This window comes from Buttiauxella cochleicola, from assembly GCF_021282435.1.
Lineage (GTDB): Bacteria > Pseudomonadota > Gammaproteobacteria > Enterobacterales > Enterobacteriaceae > Buttiauxella > Buttiauxella massiliensis.
The window spans coordinates 36,501-57,074 of sequence record NZ_JAJSOT010000009.1; the positions used below are offsets into that span (position 1 = coordinate 36,501).

Consider the following 20,574-nt stretch of genomic DNA (forward strand, 5'->3'; position numbering starts at 1 on the left):
GATATAAAAAAGCCCTCTCATAAAGAGAGGGCAAGGCCTACACAGGGCACACTATGTTTATCTATCAGGCAGAAATTAATTCTGGGTTAGCAGGCATTTTGGCAATATACAGTGCAGGCTTACCATCTTTATCGGAGCTGAATAAAATGGCACTGTCATCCGGAGTAAATGAAGGGTGCGGATGCGTAACCTGGCGGCTATTAGCAAAAGTTGCCCAGGAAGTATCGTGGCGAGCGACGCGGAAATAAGCTTTTTTCGCTACATCGAAGGCATATAAATATGGATCGTTGTCGATGGTGTAACCGCTAGTATCTTTAACGTCAACCGGAGTACCGGAACCGTCTCCAACCAGCAACGAACCATCGAAGTTACTCATCAGGTGTGAACATGCTGGCATCTGCATGACTTCGGTATTTTCGCTGTTATCCGGGTTGTAACTATAAATGGTGCGGCCTTGCTGACCTTTCAAATAAGAAACGTACATAAGCGAAGAACCGTTTGGTACCCAGAATTCATGTGTGCAGCTTTCGCCTTCAGCATGCTCCTTTACTTTGCGCACGTTGCTACCGTCTTCGTTAACCATCCACATGCGTGCATCAACCAGGTCGTGCGGACCTTCGTGACAGAACGCAACGGTGTTGTCATCGAACGGGCGGTAAATTGGGTGGCCGAGCCAGTTTTTCTCCTGGTGGATAACGGCACTTTCGCCGGTTTGTAAATCCACACGCAGCAGGCGGCAGTTTGGACCTTTATGGAAGAAGTCATGGAAGATTTTCCAGTCGTTCAGTGGAACCCAATCGTCTTTGGAAATTTCAATACCGACTAATTTGGTGCAATCGCTGTTAGCAACCCAGGTACCGTAACCAACCCAGTCAGCAGGTACACGATAAACTTCACGCTCAACCAGAGTTTCAAGGTTAACTTCCAGCAGCGTGCGCTCGTTCTTCACATAATAGAGAGATTTGTCATCCGGGGAGAGGAAACCACCAAAGGTATTGTCGCCAGTACCTTCCGTTAACTGTATGGCTTCGGCAGCGGCGATATCCAGCAGATAGTAGTTCCAGTTACCGTCAAATTCGCCTGCGAACAGTAACTTACTGCCATCCTGGGTAAAGCATTTTTGGTAGAAGTAATTGCGGTGGCACGTTACTTCTGGTGGCGTTAAGCGGGTGACTTCGACGCCTGTGTCTGGGTCCTGGCTCACTTCATAAACCAGTTTAACCCGCATACCTTTAGCCATGATGCTCTCCTTTAAATGACAATTCATATACCCGTCATCCTGCAACTCGAATGTTAACGGATATCCGGTGAAATCAATGTTCAAAATTCTGGTGTTAATTTATCAAAACATTGTTTCAATATGTGTGATTGCATTCACTAAACGGCAACACCACTATCAATACTTTCAGTAAACAGATGCATTTAAGGGATAAGTGCAGAGGGAACGTGATCGAAATATCAAATTTGAGAAGTATTCTCCGAAAGTTGAAACAACGTTTCATTTATAATTGAAAAGCGATTTCAACAAGATTACTATGAATCCATCAAAGATTACGGAACAGCGTTTTTACCGTAAGTGATTTATGAGTTGCGCAATTTGCGTGAACAAATTTTTCCCCAAAATGCTTGCGCTTACAGCAGGCCCGTATAAAAAAAGGAAACCTACATGATTCTGGATTCATTCTCCCTGGAAGGTAAAGTTGCTGTTGTTACTGGTTGTGATACAGGTCTGGGCCAGGGTATGGCTATCGGTCTTGCAGAAGCTGGTTGTGACATCGTTGGTATCAACATCGTTGAACCGGCTGAAACCATCGAGCGTGTAAATGCTCTGGGTCGCCGCTTCCTGAGCCTGACCGCTGACCTGCGCCAGATTGATGGTATCCCCGCTCTGCTAGAGCGTGCTGTTGCTGAGTTCGGCCAAATCGACATTCTGGTTAACAACGCAGGTCTGATTCGTCGTGAAGATGCCATCAACTTCAGCGAAAAAGACTGGGACGACGTAATGAACCTGAACATCAAGAGCGTATTCTTCATGTCTCAGGCTGTGGCTCGCCAGTTCATTGCTCAAGGCAAAGGCGGCAAAATCATTAACATCGCTTCTATGCTCTCTTACCAGGGTGGTATCCGCGTACCGTCTTACACCGCTTCTAAAAGCGCAGTTATGGGTGTGACTCGTCTGCTGGCGAACGAGTGGGCACAACACGGTATCAACGTGAATGCTATCGCACCGGGCTACATGGCGACCAACAACACCCAACAACTGCGTGCTGATGAAGAGCGTAGTGCTGCAATTCTGGAGCGTATCCCTGCTGGTCGTTGGGGTCTGCCAGAAGATCTGAAAGGTCCAATCGTGTTCCTGGCATCTACTGCTTCTGATTACATCAACGGTTACACCGTTGCAGTTGATGGCGGCTGGTTAGCGCGTTAATTCGGGTCAGCGGTGGATGACGCTTGCGCTTATCCACCCTACAAAACCCATTCTGTTTGTAGGTCGGGCAAGCGAAGCGCCCCCGACACCATCAAACGATAGAGAAGCCTCCTGAAACCAGGAGGTTTTTTTTTAATCTGTGAGTCGCGAGACTGTTCCGTTCACTAGGAGTTCAGTGTTTTATATAGCCACTGTACCGGTGAACGTCTTAGGGTGACCACCGTCGTCACCCTAAGAACCCGGACTCCCGGCAAATCAATCGCCGCAAGCGGTAAACACCGTTTTTCACCCAACATTCGCGGTCGTTCGCGACTCGTTCCCGACGATCGCTCACTCACGTGGCTCCCGGCCACGTGACCCCGACTGAAGGGTGAAAAACGGCGCGATTGAAGCCGGAACCTAAGGTCAACGTCAAAACCCAAAGACAGCACCGAGCCGGTTTTGACCTTATTCCCGGTATAAATTGCCCCAGTGTTCGCCATAAGTCAGGGTTGAGCTGCCGGGAGCGAGTCGCGAACGACTCTGATGTTGGGGATAAGCTGGGGTTTACCGCGCAGCGGCAATTTAATGACCGGGCGACAGGATTATCAAGGAGATGGCGTAATCTCCTTGATACGTTCACCGTTTTCGGGAATGAAAGAGATAACTGAACGCACGGGTGAACGGAAAATCAACGAGGCTTACAGATCTCACCCTGACAAAATTGCCAGGGTGAGTTGTGACTAAGAGACAGCACCGCAAGCGGGGCAGGGTATCTATCCAAAAACTTAGGCTAATTAACGCATTGCGCGTTTCAGAATACGGTTACCCTGGCGTTCAAACTCAGCAGCGGTTTCTTCTACGGTTTTCTGGCCATAGTCGATGTACTGCAAAGAAGTACCGAACAGGGAAACAATCTGCGGGTCATCAAAGTAAGGCGATGTTGGCAGTTTGTTTGGCAAAGATTGCGCCAGTTTCAGGCCCGCAACCGCCGGGTCGTTATCTTTAATCACGCCATCAGCAGTCAGCTGCGTCACAGCCGCTTTGCTCAACGGAACGCCACGCTCAAGGCCCAGCGCTTCCACGCCTGCTTTTTCGTTCAGCAAGAAGTTAATCAGCATCGCTGCTTCTTTCGGGTGCTTGGTCGTTTTGCTGATAGAGAACATCTGTGCTGGTTTAAAGAACATACCGGCATCTGTTGCACCTGGCAGCATTGGGTAAGAACCCAACTCGAGTTTCGCTGGTGGCTTCAGGTTGTCGGAATACTTTTTAATGGTCGAGTTCCACATATAAGTACCGGCCCATTCGCCCTCAATCCACGGCTTCATCTCGTACATATTGCTCTTACCAAATGACGCATAGTATTTGGTATCAGGCATTACGTGGCTGTCGATAAGCTTTTTGTACATGCCAAAGAACTCAACCCACTGTTCTTTGGAGTAGCCGAATTGCTTTTTCGCGGTATCGATTTCAGGAATATTGTATTTCTGCACCATGTAAGAGCGCAGCAAAGACAGCGTATCCTGGTGCTCAAGCACTACTGGGAAATATTGCTTGCCCAGTTTGGATTCAAAGGTTTTACCCGCCGCCATCAACTCATCCCAGGTTTTCGGGTATTCAACACCCGCTTTTTTCCAGGTTTCATCGTTGAAATAGAACACGCGCGCAGTCACGGAGATTGGAATGCCGTTCAGCTTGCCGTCAACGGTGGTTGTTTGTAGTTCTTTCGGATCAAACTGCGTCAGATCCAATTCACCTTTCACGGTATTCAGATCGTAGAAGCCTGTGCCGGTTTTGGAAAAAATTGGCAGCCAGTTCCAGTTTGTCTGCATCACATCAGGCTCGGTACCGCCAGCAATCTGTGTAGTCAGACGCGAAAGGTGGCCGTCCCAACCGGTGTACTCAGACTTCACCTTAATGTTCGGGTGTTGCTTCTGGAACTCTTCCACCGCTTTTAATGTGACCTGATGGCGACCGTTGCCGCCCCACCAGGACATACGTAAATCAACATCATCTGCCGCAAATGCCGAGCCGGCAGCCATTCCTAAAGTAGAAGCAATCAGGGTACTTAACAGCACTTTTTTCATTATGATAGATCCTGTTAGAGAGAGATGTTCTGTTCAGTTTTAGCGTCGAAAATATGACATTTTTCCATGTCAAACTTGAAATACACCTTACGGTGAAGACCCTTTTCGATCATCGGTTTAGCTTCATCGGAAGGGATGCGGCAGGTCATTTCAAAATCAGCTACTTTCAGGTAGATGAAGAATTCATGCCCCATATTCTCTACACGCACCATTTCACCGCTTGAATGGCTCTCAGCGAACGGTTCATCAGAGATTGAAATAAACTCAGGACGGATGCCGAAGAAGATGTCCTGATCTTTGTATTCAGCACAACGCTTCTGCTGGCGCTCGTTTAATGCCAGTGTGTCGTGACCGACGCTAATTTGTAGGCGGCCGTCTTTCTCAATCAGCTTACTCGGGCGAATGTTCATTTCTGGCGCGCCGATGAAGCCTGCCACGAACATATTTTTCGGGAAGTGATACAGGTTATCTGGCGTGTCCACCTGCATGATGTGACCCAGTTTCATGACACAGATACGATCGCCCATGGTCATCGCTTCGGTCTGATCGTGGGTTACGTAAACGGTGGTCGCAGGCTTGCCGCTCTTCTTCAGTTGCTTATGCAGGTCGGAGATACGAATACGCATCGACGCACGCAGCTTGGCATCAAGGTTAGATAACGGTTCGTCGAACAAGAACACGTCAGGTTTTTTCACAATCGCACGGCCTACTGCCACACGCTGTGCCTGGCCGCCGGATAACTGGCGCGGCAGACGGTCCATCAACTCATCGAGCTCAAGGATTTTGGCCGCTTCATTCACCTGCGACTCGATTTGCTGTTTTGGCAGCTTGCTGAGTTTCAGGCCAAAGGCCAGGTTTTCACGCACGGTCATGTGCGGATACAGCGCGTAGTTCTGGAACACCATCGCGATACCGCGAGATTTCGGTGCCAGGTTATTCACCACGCGGTCGCCGATTCTGACTTCACCGCCGCTGATGGTTTCCAGACCTGCGAGCATACGCAGGGTGGTTGATTTCGCGCAGCCAGATGGGCCGACGATAACCATAAATTCACCGTCTTCAATCTTCAGGTCGATACCATGAACCGCCTGGAAGCCGTTGGAGTAAACTTTTTGCAATTTGTTGAAAATAACTTCAGCCATGATATTCCCTCACTTAACCTTTAATTCCGCTGCTGGTCACGCCTTGTACGAAGTAGCGTTGAGCCAGGAAGAAGATGATGATCGATGGCAGAATGGAGATGCTCGCCATTGCCAGAATTTCGTTCCATGGAGCGCCTTCCGTCACGTCGATAGACATTTTGAGCGCCAGTGCAATTGGGTATTTGTCTACGCTGTACACATAAATCAGCGGCCCGATAAAGTCGTTCATTGACCACATGAACTGGAACAGGGCGACAGAGATAATGGCCGGTTTCAGAATCGGCACTACCACATACCAGAGCACCTGGAAGGAGTTACAGCCATCAATCTGCGCAGCTTCTTCCATATCGCGTGGCACACCACGCAGGAACTGGATCAACATGAAGACAAAGAAGCCCTGGGTTGCGAATGCCATTGGCAGCCACAGCGGCAGATAGCTATTCAACATGCCCATTTCACGGAACATCAGGTATTGCGGGATTAACAGTACGGTGCTTGGCAGCAACATAGTGGTAATCAACGTCGCGAACCAAAACTTCTTGAACGGGATGTCGAAACGCGCAAAGCCGTAAGCGACAATCGTTGAAGAGATAATGGTTAGCAGTACTTTTGGAATCACATACTGCATTGTGTTCCACATGTAGTGGCCAAAGGTGTACTCAGTACCGGTTTTCCAGCCGTTGACAAAGCCGTCGCTAGTTGGGTTTGACGGCCACAGGCCGAGTGTGGTGAAGATCTCATGGTTCGGTTTAAACGCTGCAGAGAACATCCACACCAGCGGGTAGAGCATCAACAGACCGACAATAATCAGCACCACATAACGGATGGTGCGGCTGATTTTTTCACGGCGCAACGTACGCGCGATCTCTTCTTCTGCAAGGTCCGTCGCATTTTTAGCCGCTAGCTGGCTTGGTTGGATATCAGCCATTTTTGCCTCCCTTATCTGCGGAGTAGAACACCCAGTATTTCGATGACTTAAAGGCGATGGAGGCAAAGACCGCCACGACCAGGAACAGTACCCACGCCAGCGCCGCGCCATAACCCATATCGAAGTATTTGAAGGCGGTGTCGTAGATATACAGTGAGAACAAGTAGGTGTAGTGAGTAGGGCCGCCGCCGGTGATGATGTACGGTGCGGTAAACTCCTGGAACGCCTGCGTGGTCTGCATGATGAAGTTGAAGAAGATGACCGGCGTAATCAAAGGCACGGTCACTTTCATGAACATCTGCCATTTAGACGCGCCGTCGATCATTGCCGCTTCATACTGCGATTGCGGAACGTTTTGCAGTGCCGCCAGGAAGATAACCATCGCAGAACCGAACTGCCAGACTCGTAAGAGCGTAACGGACATAAGCGCCAGAGACGGCTCACCCAGCCAGTTCACCGGGTCGAGGCCAAACACACCAATAAAGCTGTTCAGCAGGCCGTCGATAGCAAACAGTGCGCGCCACAAAACGGCAATGGCGACAGAGCTACCAAGAATTGACGGAATGTAATACGCCGTACGGAAGAAACCGATGCCGCGTAGTTTAAAGTTCAGCACAAACGCGATGCCGAGTGCGAATGCGAGTTTTAACGGGATGGTTAAAAACACATACGCAAAAGTCACTCCCATGGATTTCCAGAAGAGTGAATCTTCGGTCAACATGTAGCGATAGTTCTCAATACCGGTGAATACCGGGGGATTCATCAAATCGTACTCAGTAAAACTGAGGAAGAAAGATGAAACAAACGGGAAGGCAGTAAAGACTAACAACCCTATTATGTAGGGCGAAATCCATGCCAATCCCAGCATTTTGTTTTCATTCATACATACCTACCTGGCGATCAATGGTTTAAAAATTGTTTTTTGCAAAATCGTTCTCGAAACTCATTGCCTCACCCGTGAAACCAAACGGATGGGTCGGAAAGAGGTGGCGTGTTCTTCATATTCATTCCCTGATAATTGATTGATAAATAAAGATTAAAAATCCATGTCGTTTGTTCGTGTTCTGTATTTACATCCAGATTTCATAAACATGCGAACCATGGTTCCCGATTAGTAAAACAGCGTTTTAATTAATCCTATTACGATTTGTAACTGAGTCATTCAATTCATGATGGAAATGTGATCAAAGTCGAAACACTGTTTCGATAATGTGAAATGAACGAGGTTTTGCTCTGGATGAAAAATGAAAGGAGGTAATTCTTAGTTTTTAAACTGCAATAGTTGGTGGTTGTTTTTCAGTTGATTCTTAGGAATAATGACCCCTCATTAAAGAGAGTTACGTTTCGTTACAGAGTTAAGGCTTTGTTATCAGTGCGTTACCAGATGGTAATTATGTTATTTAAAGTCAGTTTTTGATATCGACAGTGACATGCACAAGGAAAAGATAAACAGCCTTTCTTATGGTTTAAAACCCAACCTATTTCTCATTCTTTGGCGTAAGCGCTGCTTAATTTCCTGCTCCTGGAAGTTAGACGGGTATTTTTCTCAATAACTTAAAAACTGGCCAGTTATGTCTTCTATAGAAATGAAAACCAATCAATTAGAGAACACGTCTCCATACCCACTTATGGCTCCTCGCCACGAAGAGATCGATTTACTAGGCCTGATGTCCACTCTTTATGCGGCAAAAAAACAGATAATTACCATTACACTACTGTTTGCCTTATGTGGGCTGGCTGTCAGTTTTCTACTGCCGCAAAAATGGACTAGTGAAGCGATTATTACACCGCCTGAATCAAGAAATGTTATTGGGCTGCGCCGTGCGATGGTGGACATGAGTGTGCTTGGTGTGGATGCGAATATTGATGGGGGTAGCCTCTATAATATGTTTTTGAAGAAATTTGAATCGCAAGAACTTCGTGAGCAATTTCTGGCAAAATCTCCTTATGTACAGACATTGGTGGAAAATGCCAATGTGGATAAAAATGCGTTATATCTTGCAATATCAAACGTTTCAGAAAATTTCAAAGCAGTAAACAATATTGATCCTAAAAAAACCGACAATGCCCCTTTTTCTTCGTGGACACTAAGTTTTACCGCCCCAGATGCAGAAACAGCTCAACAGGTGCTGCAAAGTTACGTTGAGTTTATTGCTGCTGAAGTGAACAAAGATGTTATCTCCAATGCAAAAAATGCTCTTGAACTCAAAGTGGCATTTGAAAAAAACCGACTGGCGCTGGACCGCGCTGCGCTTGAGAACGAGCACAATGTTAACCTCGAGCGTCTGGGGTATTCGTTGCAGGTAGCCAATGCTGCTGGCCTGAAAGACCCTGTATATAGTAATGGGCAGGCGGTAAAAGATGACCCTGATTACTCTATTGCTCTTGGTGCCAGAGGGCTTACAGAAAAGCTAAAGATTGAGCAATCAATTAAAGATGTGGCTCAGTTGAATGCTTCTGTGCAAAATCGTGATCACATTCTTCGTTCTTTAGAAGCTGTAAAGCTTGGTGAAATCGATTTCGAACCTTACCAATTCCAGATGCAGCCTTCGTTGCCACTGAAAAAAGATGGTCCAGGTAAAGCGCTGATTCTCGTGTTGGCGACACTGGTGGGTTTGATTGTCGCTTCAGGCGTAGTGTTAGTACGAGGTGCATTCACATCTCGTATGCATATTGATTGAAGACTTCTAAATTAGATTTTGTCACAAGCGGCGCCTTCTCAGGCGCCGCTTTTTTTATATCTTACTTCAGGAAATCTTCACGTACTGGGGTGAATGTGTCCAGCAGAGTACCCGCCTTCAGGCACACGCAGCCATGCATCACATGCGGTTCTTTATAGAGAGTATCACCTGCTGTAACGCGGTGAGTTTCATCACCGATAGTGAATTCAAACTCGCCGGACAGTACGTAGGTCAACTGCTCATGTGGATGGTTATGCATCGGCCCGATTGCGCCAGCTTCAAAGTTAACCTGCACACCCATCATTTTACCGTCGTGCGCCAGAATACGACGGCTCACGCCAGCACCTAAATCTTCCAGTTTGGTATCTTTAATAAAAGTGAACATTCGCGATCCTTTTCTATGTGAAACGTTGTTTCATTTAATTAATCGTATCTTGAAAAGTTCTTTTACGATAGTTCACTCCAGCGTTTTGTAAGGCAGATCACGCTTTCCTGCCGGGTAATCTCTCTGATATAACCAAAGTAATAAAAGTTAACAGGTGAAACGTCATGAAAACAATGGGTTTGCTGGGCGGGATGAGTTGGGAGTCGACCATTCCTTATTATCGGTTAATTAATGAAGGCATTAAGGAACGATTAGGCGGCCTGCATTCAGCGAAAATTGTTCTGCACAGTGTTGATTTTCATGAGATTGAAGCTTGCCAGTCAAAAGGCGAATGGGATCTGGCTGGCGATATGCTGGCGCAGGCAGCGTTAGGGTTACAGAAGGCCGGAGCGGAAGGTATTGTGTTGTGCACCAACACGATGCACAAAGTTGCGCACCATATTGAATCGCGCTGTGGGCTGCCGTTTTTGCATATCGCTGATGCAACTGGCCGTGCGATTACTGCGCAAAATGTGCAGCGTGTTGCGTTGCTTGGCACGCGTTACACCATGGAACAAGATTTCTATCGTGGCCGCCTGAGTGCTGAGTTTGGTATCGAATCTCTTATCCCGGAAGAGCCTCAACGTTTGCGTATCAACCAGATTATCTTCGAAGAGCTTTGCCTTGGGAAAATCACCAAAGAATCGAAACGCTACTATCAGCAAGTGATTGAAGAGCTAAAGGGGCAGGGTGCACAAGGTGTGATTTTTGGCTGCACTGAAATCGGATTGCTGTTAAACCAACAGGATTGCCCGCTCCCGGTCTTCGATACCGCTGCGATTCACGCCGCCGACGCGGTGAATTTTATGCTGGCTGAGTAATATTTTTTTATTTCGTATTTCAAATGGTTAAACCATAAAAAAGAGTATCCTTAGCGTACGTCGGGTCACCCCCGGCGTTTTTTGTGTTATTAATTTGTTAAGCAGCGCACGTTTTTCCAAACAAGCTGCACCTCTGACATCCTCGTAATCTGGCGGTCGAACACAGTTCTCCCGCCTTTTGTTATTTCTGCAACCTGGAGTTATTCCATGCCTATTTCCTTACTCGCGCTGGCGATGAGTGCATTTGCCATCGGCACGACGGAGTTCGTTATTATGGGCCTGTTGCCCGATGTGGCAGGAGATCTGGCGATCTCTATTCCCACAGCCGGTTGGTTGATTAGTGGCTATGCGTTAGGTGTGGCGATTGGCGCACCTATCATGGCTTTGCTTACGGCACGATTGCCGCGCAAACTCTCACTGGTACTACTGATGGTGATTTTTATTGTCGGTAACATCCTGTGTGCCTTAGCGCTGAATTACCAATTCCTGATGCTGGCTCGCATAATTACCGCGCTGTGCCACGGTGCCTTCTTCGGCATTGGCGCGGTGGTAGCTGCAAGTCTGGTTGCCCCTAATCGTAAAGCATCAGCGGTGGCACTTATGTTCACCGGTCTGACGCTGGCCAATGTGTTGGGCGTGCCGATTGGCACCTGGTTTGGGCAATTGTACGGTTGGCGTTCGACGTTTTGGGGAGTGGCGATTATCGGTGTGGTTGCCTTTATTGCGCTGATTGTCAGCCTGCCATCACAGAAAGAGGAAGCGCCGACCGACCTTAAACGTGAAGTCAGCGCACTGGCTAATGGCAAGCTTTGGCTTTCTTTGGCGATGACGGTGTTTTTTGCCGCAGCGATGTTCACCTTATTTAGCTACATTGCCCCAATGTTGTTACAGGTGACGGGAGTGACTCATCAAGGCGTAAGCTGGACACTGTTCTTGATTGGTGCCGGTTTAACGGTTGGCAATATCCTTGGTGGGCGTCTGGCAGATTGGAAAGTTTCCTTTAGTTTGATACTGAGTTTTAGCCTGATTGCTATCTTCTCTCTGCTGTTTCGCTGGACCAGCCACGGGATGTGGCTTGCGGAAATTACCTTATTCCTTTGGGCAATGGCGGCTTTTGCAACCGTCCCCGCGCTGCAAATCAACGTTGTGCTGCACGGTAAAGATGCACCAAACCTGGTTTCGACGCTGAATATTGCGGCCTTTAATGTTGGCAACGCGCTCGGTGCATGGGTTGGCGGCACAGTTATTGCTCACGGCTTTGGCCTGACTGCCGTTCCGGTCGCGGCAGCAGGGCTTGCGGCTGTCGGGCTTATCATTTGCCTGATCAACTTTAGCAGTGGAACGGGTCACCATCAGCCGGTAACCGAGCAGTAATTCAGGTGTCGAGCAGCTGATTCAGCGGCTCGATGTAAATCTGCATACTGTTTTGCAGATGGTCGCTAAACGCGCTGACGAGCGCGGAAGCAGGGCGGTGAAGTGGGCGAATCAGGCTCACCGTAAACGGCACCGCCACGCTAAATCGGCGGGCGACCACGCCACTTGAAGCATAATCCAGAGCGGTCAACGGATTGACCACCGATACACCCACCCCCGCACGTACCATCGCGCAAACTGAGGCTGCACTGTGTGTTTCCATCACCATTCTTCGCTTAACGTCGTGCTCCTGAAATAGTGAATCCAACAACTGGCGATAGCTGTCGGTGCGTGAAAGGCTAATGTAGTTTTCCCCAGCGAAATCTTGCGGTGTGAGTACTTTTTTATCGGCGAGGCGATGCCCTGCGGGTAACACGCACACTTCATTGAGCGTCAGTAAAGTCTGGCGCTCCGTTCCGGCAGGTGTTGTGGTGTTTTCGGTTAACCCTAAATCATGGCGCTGGGCTGATAGCCACTCCTCTAACAGCGGTGATTCCTGCGGCACAATATTCAGACTTAATTCCGGGTAGCGTGCCAGAAAAGGTTGAATCAACATTGGCAAGAATGATTGTGAAAACACCGGCAGACAGGCTATGGAGAGCTCGCCCTGGCGGAATTCACGTAAGCTCTCAGCGGCACTCAGAATTCTGTCCAACCCGTACCAGGAGCGCTGCACCTCTTCAAATAACCGTAAACCTTGCACTGTCGGGTGCAAACGCCCACGACTACGTTCGAACAATTGCAGACCAATTAATTTCTCAAGTCTTGCCAGTTCGCGGCTAACGGTAGGCTGCGAAGTATGAAGCAACCCTGCGGCTTCGGTGAGGTTACCGGCGGTCATTATCGCGTGGAAAATTTCAATATGGCGCAGAGTTATTGAGGGCATGATAGTCTCCTTTATCTATATCAGTTTTGCATAGACTCTTGCTAAAGCGATATTTTTTCTTCACTTCACTCTGTGGCGTAATACAAAAAACAAATTGTTGCCGGAGCCCACCATGCCACGCCCACTGAATAACACCGACACTGCTTTGAATGCGCAAAACCTGCTGGCATTGCCAGCCGAATTTGGCTGCCCAGTCTGGGTTTACGATGCTGAAATTATTCGCCAGCAGATTGCTCAACTGCGTCAGTTTGATGTGATTCGCTTCGCGCAAAAAGCGTGCTCCAATATTCATATTTTGCGTCTGATGCGCGAGCAGGGCGTGAAGGTGGATTCCGTTTCGCAGGGCGAAATTGAACGTGCGCTGGCTGCAGGTTACAAGCCACTGGAAAATCACGACGATATCGTATTCACCGCCGATATGATTGACCAGCCGACGCTGCAACTGGTCGCCGAACAACAGATTCCGGTGAACGCCGGTTCCGTCGATATGCTGCAACAGCTTGGCGAGGTTTCTCCAGGCCATCGCGTCTGGTTGCGTGTTAACCCGGGCTTCGGCCATGGCCACAGCCAGAAAACCAATACCGGCGGCGAAAACAGCAAGCACGGGATCTGGCATGCGGATTTGCCGCAGGCACTGGAAGTTATCCAGCGCTACAAACTGCATTTAGTCGGTATCCATATGCATATTGGTTCTGGTGTTGATTATGGTCACCTTGAGCGTGTTTGTGGTGCGATGGTACAGCAGGTGATTGATTTTGGTCAGGATCTGGAAGCGATTTCCGCGGGAGGCGGCTTGTCTATTCCGTATCTTGAAGGTGAAGAGACTATCGACACTAACCACTATTACGGATTGTGGAATGCTGCACGTGAAAAAATTGCTCAGCGTCTTGGGCATCCGGTGAAACTTGAAATTGAACCAGGCCGTTTCCTGGTAGCGGAGTCAGGTGTGCTGGTGGCTCAGGTGCGTTCGGTTAAAAACATGGGCTCACGCCACTTTGTGCTGATTGATGCCGGGTTTAACGATCTCATGCGCCCGTCGATGTACGGCAGCTACCACCATATTTCTGCCTTGGCGGGTGATGGACGTGAGCTGACTCAGCTCCCGTTAGTTGAAACTGTCGTTGCCGGGCCATTATGTGAATCAGGGGATGTATTTACCCAACAGGAAGGCGGAAAAGTAGAAACTCGCGCGCTGCCGCCAGTACAGGTGGGGGATTATCTGGTACTGCACGATACCGGGGCGTATGGCGCGTCGATGTCGTCTAACTACAACAGCCGCCCGTTGTTGCCTGAAGTGTTATTTGATAATGGCGCGGCGCGACTGATTCGCCGCCGCCAGACTATTCAGGAATTGCTGGCGCTGGAAATGTAATACGGGCCCGGGCCGACTGAATCACGTAATACCAGCTTGCCAACAAACGGTGGGATTGCTTCAAGCGACTCGCCGTTTGCCAGTTTTATCGCCTGGTCGATGGCTGTAGTAATCATGCTGTCGATAGGCAAATATACACTGGATAGCGCAGGTTCCAGCCACTGAGCGCTCGGCGCATCATCGAAACCAAACAACGAAATATCCTGTGGTATTCGCACACCAGCCTGATGAAGAGCTTTTGATGCACCCAATGCCATATCATCGTTGCAGGCAAATAGTGCGGTAAATGCTACGGGACCTTCCAGCAATTCCTGGCACAGTTTATGGCCTAGCACCATGCTTGAATCACCATATTTGACCCGCTCTTCACTAAAGGCAATACCATGCTTTTGGAGCGCTTTTCGATAACCCATCAGGCGCGCCTGGCCAGTTGGTGTGGATATCGGCACCGTAATGCATGCAATGTCGCGATGCCCTTGCTGAATGAGGTATTCAGTCGCCTGAAATGCAGCATCCTGTTGCTCGAAGAACACGCAACGATCGCGAGCCTGGCTTACATCACGGTTAATGACGACCAGTGGCACTTTGATGCTATTCATGAGTGAAAGTAATGTACGTTCATTCATAAAGCGGGTGTACAGCACAATAGCGTCGCAATGCCTGTCCACCAGCATTTGAACGGCTTCCAGCTCCTTTTGCGGCGTGTCGTGCCCATCAGTGACAATCAGCTGTTTACCCCAGGCTTCAGTCTGGCGTGAAGCTTGCTGGAGCAGGCGTCCAAAGTAGAAGCCATCAAAAGTAGACACCACCAGACCCACGCTATTACTGCTGCGATTGGCAAGAGATCGCGCCAAAAAGTTAGGCCGGTAGCCCAACTCTTCCATGGCGTTAAATACCTGTTCACGGGTGCTCTCTTTGACTTGCCCAATCCCGTTGAGCACGCGTGATACCGTTGCTTTAGAAACGCCAGCGCGTAGCGCGACATCCAGCATTGTTACCATCAATTCATTCCTGATTAAGACGCTTGCTGCGTGGTCGCATGATTTCGCTAGTTTAACATGCTGTGCTTATGAAACATCGGGCTTGCGGGTTCGTTATGCCACGGATCACGCTTTTGAATGATTAAGGCTACTTACCTCTATTTGGTATACCAAAATAAGTGAACTGGTTGGCATTGGAATTCCAATATAACAATGTGGGACATTTGTCACGGAAATGTTACGCAGTTACTTCTATTTTTGGTATACCAAATCGGTCGTCTTCCATCGCAGTAAATAATAAAAAACGACAACACTGAGGTATACCCTATGGCTTTGCAGGAAAAGTTAATCGACTCTCTGGGAAGTTTTGCCACTAAATTTAATAGCTACCGCTATATTATGGCGATCAAAGCTTCCTTTATTACCCTGATGCCAGTGATCATCGTCGGGGCATTCTCAGTACTAATCTCTAACATGGTGCTGGATCCCAAAAACGGTCTTGCCAGTTTTTCATCGCTGTCGTTTCTCGCACAACTAAAGCCGATTACCGCGGCGATAAACTACGCCACGCTTAACTTCTTGAACATTGGCGCGGTGTTCCTGATTGGTATCGAACTGGGCCGGATCAACGGTATTAAAAGTCTGTTCCCGGGCTTGCTGGCGGTGATCTGCTTTATCTGTGTTACGCCGACCACCATCGAGATGATGGTCGATGGGCAGATGCATATGGTGAAAGACATTCTGGCACGCCAGTTTTCTGATACCCGCAGCCTGTTCCTTGGCATGTTTATCGCTATTTTATCGGTTGAAATTTACTGCTGGCTGGAAAAACGCGAAGGGCTGAAGATCAAGATGCCTGACACCGTGCCGCCGAACGTTTCTGCCTCTTTCTCCGCACTGATCCCGTCAATTATTACCGTTACCGCCATCGCCACTTTCGGTTTTATTTTCCACCAGACCACCGGCATGTATCTGTATGACGCGGTCTATCAGGTGGTGCAACAGCCGCTGGAAAAAGTGGTGCAAAGCCTGCCGGGTATTCTGCTGCTGATGTTTGTCGCCCAACTGTTCTGGGTGATTGGCATTCACGGTAATCAGATGATTAAACCTATCCGCGAGCCGCTACTGCTGGGGGCGATTACCGTCAACATGAGCGCGTTTGAGCAGGGCAAAGAGATCCCGAATATCATCACCATGCCTTTCTGGGATGTATATATGAGTATCGGCGGCTCGGGTTTAACTATCGGCCTGCTGATTGCGGTCATGATCGCCACTAAGCGCAAAGAAATGAAAGAGATAGCCAAGCTCTCTTTTGGCCCTGGGATCTTTAATATTAACGAGCCGGTGATTTTTGGTATGCCGATTATGCTTAATCCTATTTTGGCCATTCCCTTCATCATTACGCCACTGGTCACCGGCACTATTGGTTACTTTGCAACGGCGATGGGTTTTGCTGGTAAAGCCGTTGTAATGGTGCCGTGGACCACACCGCCGCTGATCAACGCCTGGCTTTCGACAGCGGGTTCCATGGGCGCGGTCGTCACGCAATTGGGCTGCATTCTGGTTTCCATCCTGATTTACCTGCCATTTGTGAAAATTGCTTCTCGCCGTGCCGAACAGGCGCAACTGCAGGCCGAACAGCAACAAATTGCCAATAACGCGTGAGGAAGGTATGAGCAACGTAAAAATCACCATCCCAAAAGATTTCATCCTTGGCGCTGCAGCATCAGCGTGGCAAACCGAAGGCTGGAGCGGTAAGAAAGAAGGGCAAGATTCCTGGCTCGACGCCTGGTATAAAAACGACCGCCACGTCTGGCACGAAGGCTACGGCCCGGCGGTCGCCACGGATTTTATCAATCGTTACCACGAAGATGTGGCGTTGATGAGACAGGCAGGATTGACGCATTACCGCACCTCCATCAACTGGTCGCGCTTTTTCACTGATTACGAAAATGGCGTGGTTGATGAGGAATATGCGCAGTACTACGACAATCTGATCGACGAAATGCGCCGCACCGGCATTGAGCCGATGATATGCCTCGAACACTACGAACTGCCCGCTACGCTGTTTGAAACCTACGGCGGCTGGGCGTCGAAAAAGGTGGTCGAGCTGTATGTGCTGTACGCTGAAAAAGTGTTTGCCCGTTATGCTCACAAAGTGAATCGCTGGTTTACCTTTAACGAGCCGATTGTGGTGCAAACCCGCGTCTATCTTGACGCGCTGCGCTGGCCATACGAGCAAAACACTCATAAATGGATGCAGTGGAATCACCACAAAAACCTCGCCACGGCAAAAGTGGTGAAACTGTTCCACGAGAAAGGATACAGCGGAACCGTGGGATGCATTCTTAATCCGGAAGTCACTTACGCACGTTCCAGTGCCACCCATGATCAGCAGGCCGCGCAAATTTACGACCTGTTCTACAACCGCGTATTCCTTGACCCTCTGGTGCATGGTGAATATCCGGAACAGTTGATTGAGCTGCTTGAAAAACACAATGTGCAGTGGGATTACACAGAACAAGAACTCGCGATCATCCGCGAAAATACCGTTGATGAATTGGGGATTAACTTGTACTACCCGCATCGGGTAAAAGCACCGTCGAGAGCCTGGAACCCGGAGACGCCATTCCATCCGGCTTATTATTATGAGCCGTTTGAGTTGCCAGGGCGGCGGATGAATAAGTCGCGAGGCTGGGAAATTTACCCACGCATTGTTTATGACATGGGGATGCGCATTAAAACTGAATATCGCAATATTCCGTGGTTTGTCGCGGAGAGTGGAATGGGTACCGAAAACGAAGTGCAATTCCGTAATGCCGATGGTGTGATTGAAGATGATTATCGGATTACGTTTATCAGTGAGCATTTGTACCAGGCGCTGCGCGCCCGTGAAGATGGGGCAAATTGCCAGGGTTATATGCTGTGGGCATTCACCGATAACGTTTCCCCAATGAATGCATTCAAAAACCGTTACGGTTTGATTGAAATTAATCTGCAAAACAACCGTGAGCGGCGCGCTAAAAAATCAGCTCATTGGTATCGGTCTGTCAGCGAATCTCGAACGTTACAGCTCAACCTTAACGACGAATGGAAATAATATTTCAGATGAATAGTTTGATAAGCTAATGGGTATTAATCAGCGGCAGGACACAACGCCGCTTTTTTAGCAAACACATAGGTAACATTGTGGATAAGCTCGTACTTTCGCCAGAAAAAAAACAATACCAGGAAATTGGTGAGGATCTGCGCGCGCAAATAATACAGGGATTGTATCCGGTCGGTTCGCGTTTACCGCCGGAACGAAATATTGCTGAGACTTACGGTGTTAGCCGCACCATAGTCCGTGAAGCACTGCTCATGCTTGAACTGCAAGGTACGGTCGATATTCGACAGGGCTCGGGAGTGTATGTCACCCGTGTTCCTGCAGAAAACGAAGCGGAAGAAGAAGCCTTTTTCAGTAGCGATATTGGCCCATTTGAAATGCTCCAGGCGCGCCAGTTGCTGGAAAGCAATATTGCAGCATTCGCCGCAAAAATGGCGACCAAAGCTGATATCGACAATCTCAAACGTATTCTTGAACAAGAGCAGCGTGCGATTGCGATTAACGACCTGGGCCAGGATAACTGCAAAATGTTTCATCTGGTGCTGGCAGGTGCTTCGCAAAACCAGATGCTACTGGCGACGGTTGAAAGTATCTGGCGCCATATGGACAGCAGCCCAATGTGGCAGCAACTGCGCGCGCATATCGATTCCCGAAGTTATCGTCTTAAATGGCTTGGCGACTTACAAACTATTCTGGCTGCACTTCGCCGCCGGGATGTCATGGGGTCGTGGCAGGCAATGTGGCAGCATCTTGAGAACGTGAAAAACAGTCTGCTTGAACAGTCTGATTCTGATGCCCCTGATTTTGACGGCTATTTGTTCGAGTCCGTTCCTATCTTCCAGGGAAAACTGATGTGAAAATTGTGCCACTTTGTGCCGTGCCGCAGCATGAACAGCAAGTCACCGACTGGCTGTGGCAGGCGTTTGGCACTCCCGATAGCCGGGACTTTTTCGCCTCAATTGTGGTGACCAGCCAGCGGGAAGGTGAAATGCCGCTGACGTTTGTTGCCGTAGAAGGTGAGAAACTGGTTGGCACTGTAGGATTGTGGCGCTGCGATCTGATTAGCCGGCAGGATCTTTACCCTTGGCTGGCTGCACTTTACATCGATGAAAACCAGCGCGGATATGGTTTAGGGGCAAAACTGCAACAACACGTTATCGAACATGCCCGTGAATTAGGTTATCCGCACCTTTATCTCTATTCAGCCTGTAAAGGCTATTATGAACGCTTTGGCTGGCAGTACATTGGCGATGGCCTGGACTACCCAAATACGCCCGTCCATCTGTACCAATTCACTCTCTGAAAATCATTCGCCTGAATACGCAATGACTGAATGACGGCGTACAAGTGTTGGGCTAAACATATGAGTGATTTCGGGTAATTCACGTTTTTCAGCTAGCGCCAGTGCCAGTTCTGCAGCTTGTGCTGCCATAGTGATTATCGGGTAACGCACTGTTGTCAGGCGTGGACGCACATAGCGCGAGATCAGCACATCATCGAAGCCAATCAGTGAAATCTCTTTTGGTACGTCAATTCCGTTGTCGTTTAGAACGCCCATCGCACCTGCGGCCATAGAATCGTTATAACAGGCGACGGCACTGAAATGTTTCCCTCGGCCTAATAATTCGGTCATGGCCTGTTCACCGCCGCTTTCATCCGGCTCACCGTAAGTCACTAAGCGATCATTCACCGACAAGCCGTGCTCCGTTAGCGCATCGTAGTAACCCTGTAGCCGGTCATCCGCATCGGAAATCTGGTGGTTGGAACACAGATAACCAATTTTGGTATGGCCTTGCTGAATCAGGTGTCGTGTCGCGAGCCACGCGCCATAGCGATCGTCCAGCGCCACACAACGCTGCTCAAAACCGGGCAAGATGCGGTTAATCACTACCATCCCAGGCATCTGCTTCATTAGTGAAATCAATTCACTATCAGGAATCATCTTCGCGTGAACCACTAATGCCGCACAACGATGGCGAATGAGTTGTTCAATGGCCTGGCGCTCTTTTTGTTCGTTGTGATAGCCGTTGCCGATCAACAAAAAGTTACCGGTGCGGTAAGCAACTTGTTCGACCGCTTTTACCATTGCGCCAAAGAATGGGTCGGACACATCACCAACGATAAGACCAATAGTTTCAGTGGTTTGCTGTGCCAGTGCACGCGCATTGGCGTTAGGGTGATAATTTAGCTCTTCCATCGCGCAGGTGACTGCCTGACGTGATGCGTCGCTGGCTTTTGGTGAATCATTAATGACACGAGACACAGTGGCGACAGAAACGCCTGCCAGTCTTGCTACATCCTTTATTGTCGCCATCGTAAATATTCCT

General features: G+C 48.9%; 18 protein-coding genes. 9 read left to right on the forward strand and 9 right to left on the reverse strand.

Features of this window, described 5'->3' with window-relative positions; all coding sequences use genetic code 11:
- Window positions 1-64: 64 nt before the first annotated feature.
- On the reverse strand, window positions 65-1,240 hold the full coding sequence (locus LVQ77_RS18460) for an oligogalacturonate lyase family protein (protein ID WP_232905190.1): 1,176 nt from the start codon (window positions 1,238-1,240) through the stop codon (window positions 65-67).
- Between the two features lie 426 nt (window positions 1,241-1,666).
- On the opposite strand from LVQ77_RS18460, the gene kduD reads away from it, so the two are divergent.
- A complete protein-coding gene (gene kduD / locus LVQ77_RS18465) occupies window positions 1,667-2,428 on the forward strand; it encodes a 2-dehydro-3-deoxy-D-gluconate 5-dehydrogenase KduD (RefSeq protein ID WP_232865780.1) in 762 nt (253 codons plus the stop codon).
- A 776-nt stretch (window positions 2,429-3,204) separates the two neighbouring features.
- On the opposite strand, the gene LVQ77_RS18470 is transcribed toward kduD, so the two are convergent.
- The 4 genes from LVQ77_RS18470 to LVQ77_RS18485 are packed head-to-tail and all read right to left on the reverse strand — an operon-like array spanning window position 3,205 to window position 7,447.
- Complete coding sequence (locus tag LVQ77_RS18470) at window positions 3,205-4,494, reverse strand: ABC transporter substrate-binding protein (RefSeq protein WP_232865778.1); 1,290 nt, start codon at window positions 4,492-4,494, stop codon at window positions 3,205-3,207.
- Between the two features lie 14 nt (window positions 4,495-4,508).
- The gene (locus tag LVQ77_RS18475) at window positions 4,509-5,636 is read right to left on the reverse strand and encodes an ABC transporter ATP-binding protein (RefSeq protein WP_232865777.1); all 1,128 of its coding nucleotides are present in this window, start codon (window positions 5,634-5,636) and stop codon (window positions 4,509-4,511) included.
- 13 nt (window positions 5,637-5,649) lie between these two features.
- Entirely contained in the window at window positions 5,650-6,564 is a 915-nt protein-coding gene (locus LVQ77_RS18480; protein ID WP_232865776.1) for a carbohydrate ABC transporter permease, read from the reverse strand.
- The gene (locus LVQ77_RS18485) at window positions 6,557-7,447 is read right to left on the reverse strand and encodes a carbohydrate ABC transporter permease (protein WP_064560709.1); all 891 of its coding nucleotides are present in this window, start codon (window positions 7,445-7,447) and stop codon (window positions 6,557-6,559) included. The genes LVQ77_RS18480 and LVQ77_RS18485 overlap by 8 nt, the downstream gene beginning before the upstream one ends.
- A gap of 688 nt (window positions 7,448-8,135) precedes the next feature.
- Here LVQ77_RS18485 and wzz(fepE) point away from each other — a divergent pair.
- The gene (gene wzz(fepE) / locus LVQ77_RS18490; RefSeq protein ID WP_232905191.1) at window positions 8,136-9,245 is read left to right on the forward strand and encodes an LPS O-antigen length regulator Wzz(fepE); all 1,110 of its coding nucleotides are present in this window, start codon (window positions 8,136-8,138) and stop codon (window positions 9,243-9,245) included.
- Between the two features lie 61 nt (window positions 9,246-9,306).
- Here the strand turns inward: wzz(fepE) and LVQ77_RS18495 are convergent, their stop codons facing one another.
- Window positions 9,307-9,630 (reverse strand): cupin domain-containing protein, encoded by a 324-nt coding sequence (locus LVQ77_RS18495; protein WP_151993240.1) that lies wholly within the window; start codon window positions 9,628-9,630, stop codon window positions 9,307-9,309.
- Between the two features lie 164 nt (window positions 9,631-9,794).
- On the opposite strand from LVQ77_RS18495, the gene LVQ77_RS18500 reads away from it, so the two are divergent.
- Complete coding sequence (locus tag LVQ77_RS18500; RefSeq protein ID WP_232865774.1) at window positions 9,795-10,490, forward strand: aspartate/glutamate racemase; 696 nt, start codon at window positions 9,795-9,797, stop codon at window positions 10,488-10,490.
- Window positions 10,491-10,697: 207 nt separating this feature from the next.
- Window positions 10,698-11,864 carry an MFS transporter gene (locus tag LVQ77_RS18505; protein ID WP_232865773.1) on the forward strand — a complete coding sequence of 389 codons (1,167 nt, stop codon included), beginning with the start codon at window positions 10,698-10,700 and terminating at the stop codon, window positions 11,862-11,864.
- A gap of 1 nt (window position 11,865) precedes the next feature.
- Here the strand turns inward: LVQ77_RS18505 and LVQ77_RS18510 are convergent, their stop codons facing one another.
- Entirely contained in the window at window positions 11,866-12,789 is a 924-nt protein-coding gene (locus tag LVQ77_RS18510; RefSeq protein WP_232905192.1) for a LysR family transcriptional regulator, read from the reverse strand.
- 112 nt (window positions 12,790-12,901) lie between these two features.
- Here LVQ77_RS18510 and lysA point away from each other — a divergent pair, with 112 nt between their 5' ends.
- Entirely contained in the window at window positions 12,902-14,161 is a 1,260-nt protein-coding gene (lysA, locus tag LVQ77_RS18515) for a diaminopimelate decarboxylase (protein WP_232905193.1), read from the forward strand.
- Here the strand turns inward: lysA and LVQ77_RS18520 are convergent.
- A complete protein-coding gene (locus LVQ77_RS18520) occupies window positions 14,134-15,162 on the reverse strand; it encodes a LacI family DNA-binding transcriptional regulator (protein ID WP_232905194.1) in 1,029 nt (342 codons plus the stop codon). The genes lysA and LVQ77_RS18520 overlap by 28 nt on opposite strands.
- Before the next feature lie 306 nt (window positions 15,163-15,468).
- On the opposite strand from LVQ77_RS18520, the gene LVQ77_RS18525 reads away from it, so the two are divergent.
- From LVQ77_RS18525 to LVQ77_RS18540, 4 genes are all read left to right on the forward strand, one after another.
- The gene (locus LVQ77_RS18525) at window positions 15,469-16,806 is read left to right on the forward strand and encodes a PTS sugar transporter subunit IIC (RefSeq protein ID WP_232905195.1); all 1,338 of its coding nucleotides are present in this window, start codon (window positions 15,469-15,471) and stop codon (window positions 16,804-16,806) included.
- A gap of 7 nt (window positions 16,807-16,813) precedes the next feature.
- The gene (locus LVQ77_RS18530) at window positions 16,814-18,241 is read left to right on the forward strand and encodes a glycoside hydrolase family 1 protein (protein ID WP_232905196.1); all 1,428 of its coding nucleotides are present in this window, start codon (window positions 16,814-16,816) and stop codon (window positions 18,239-18,241) included.
- Between the two features lie 89 nt (window positions 18,242-18,330).
- Window positions 18,331-19,104 (forward strand): GntR family transcriptional regulator, encoded by a 774-nt coding sequence (locus LVQ77_RS18535; RefSeq protein ID WP_134184500.1) that lies wholly within the window; start codon window positions 18,331-18,333, stop codon window positions 19,102-19,104.
- Window positions 19,101-19,550, forward strand: coding sequence for a GNAT family N-acetyltransferase (locus LVQ77_RS18540; RefSeq protein ID WP_232905197.1), 450 nt, complete (start codon window positions 19,101-19,103; stop codon window positions 19,548-19,550). The genes LVQ77_RS18535 and LVQ77_RS18540 overlap by 4 nt, the downstream gene beginning before the upstream one ends.
- A 3-nt stretch (window positions 19,551-19,553) precedes the next feature.
- Here the strand turns inward: LVQ77_RS18540 and galR are convergent, their stop codons facing one another.
- Window positions 19,554-20,561, reverse strand: coding sequence for an HTH-type transcriptional regulator GalR (galR, locus tag LVQ77_RS18545; RefSeq protein WP_064555224.1), 1,008 nt, complete (start codon window positions 20,559-20,561; stop codon window positions 19,554-19,556).
- Window positions 20,562-20,574: the final 13 nt, after the last annotated feature.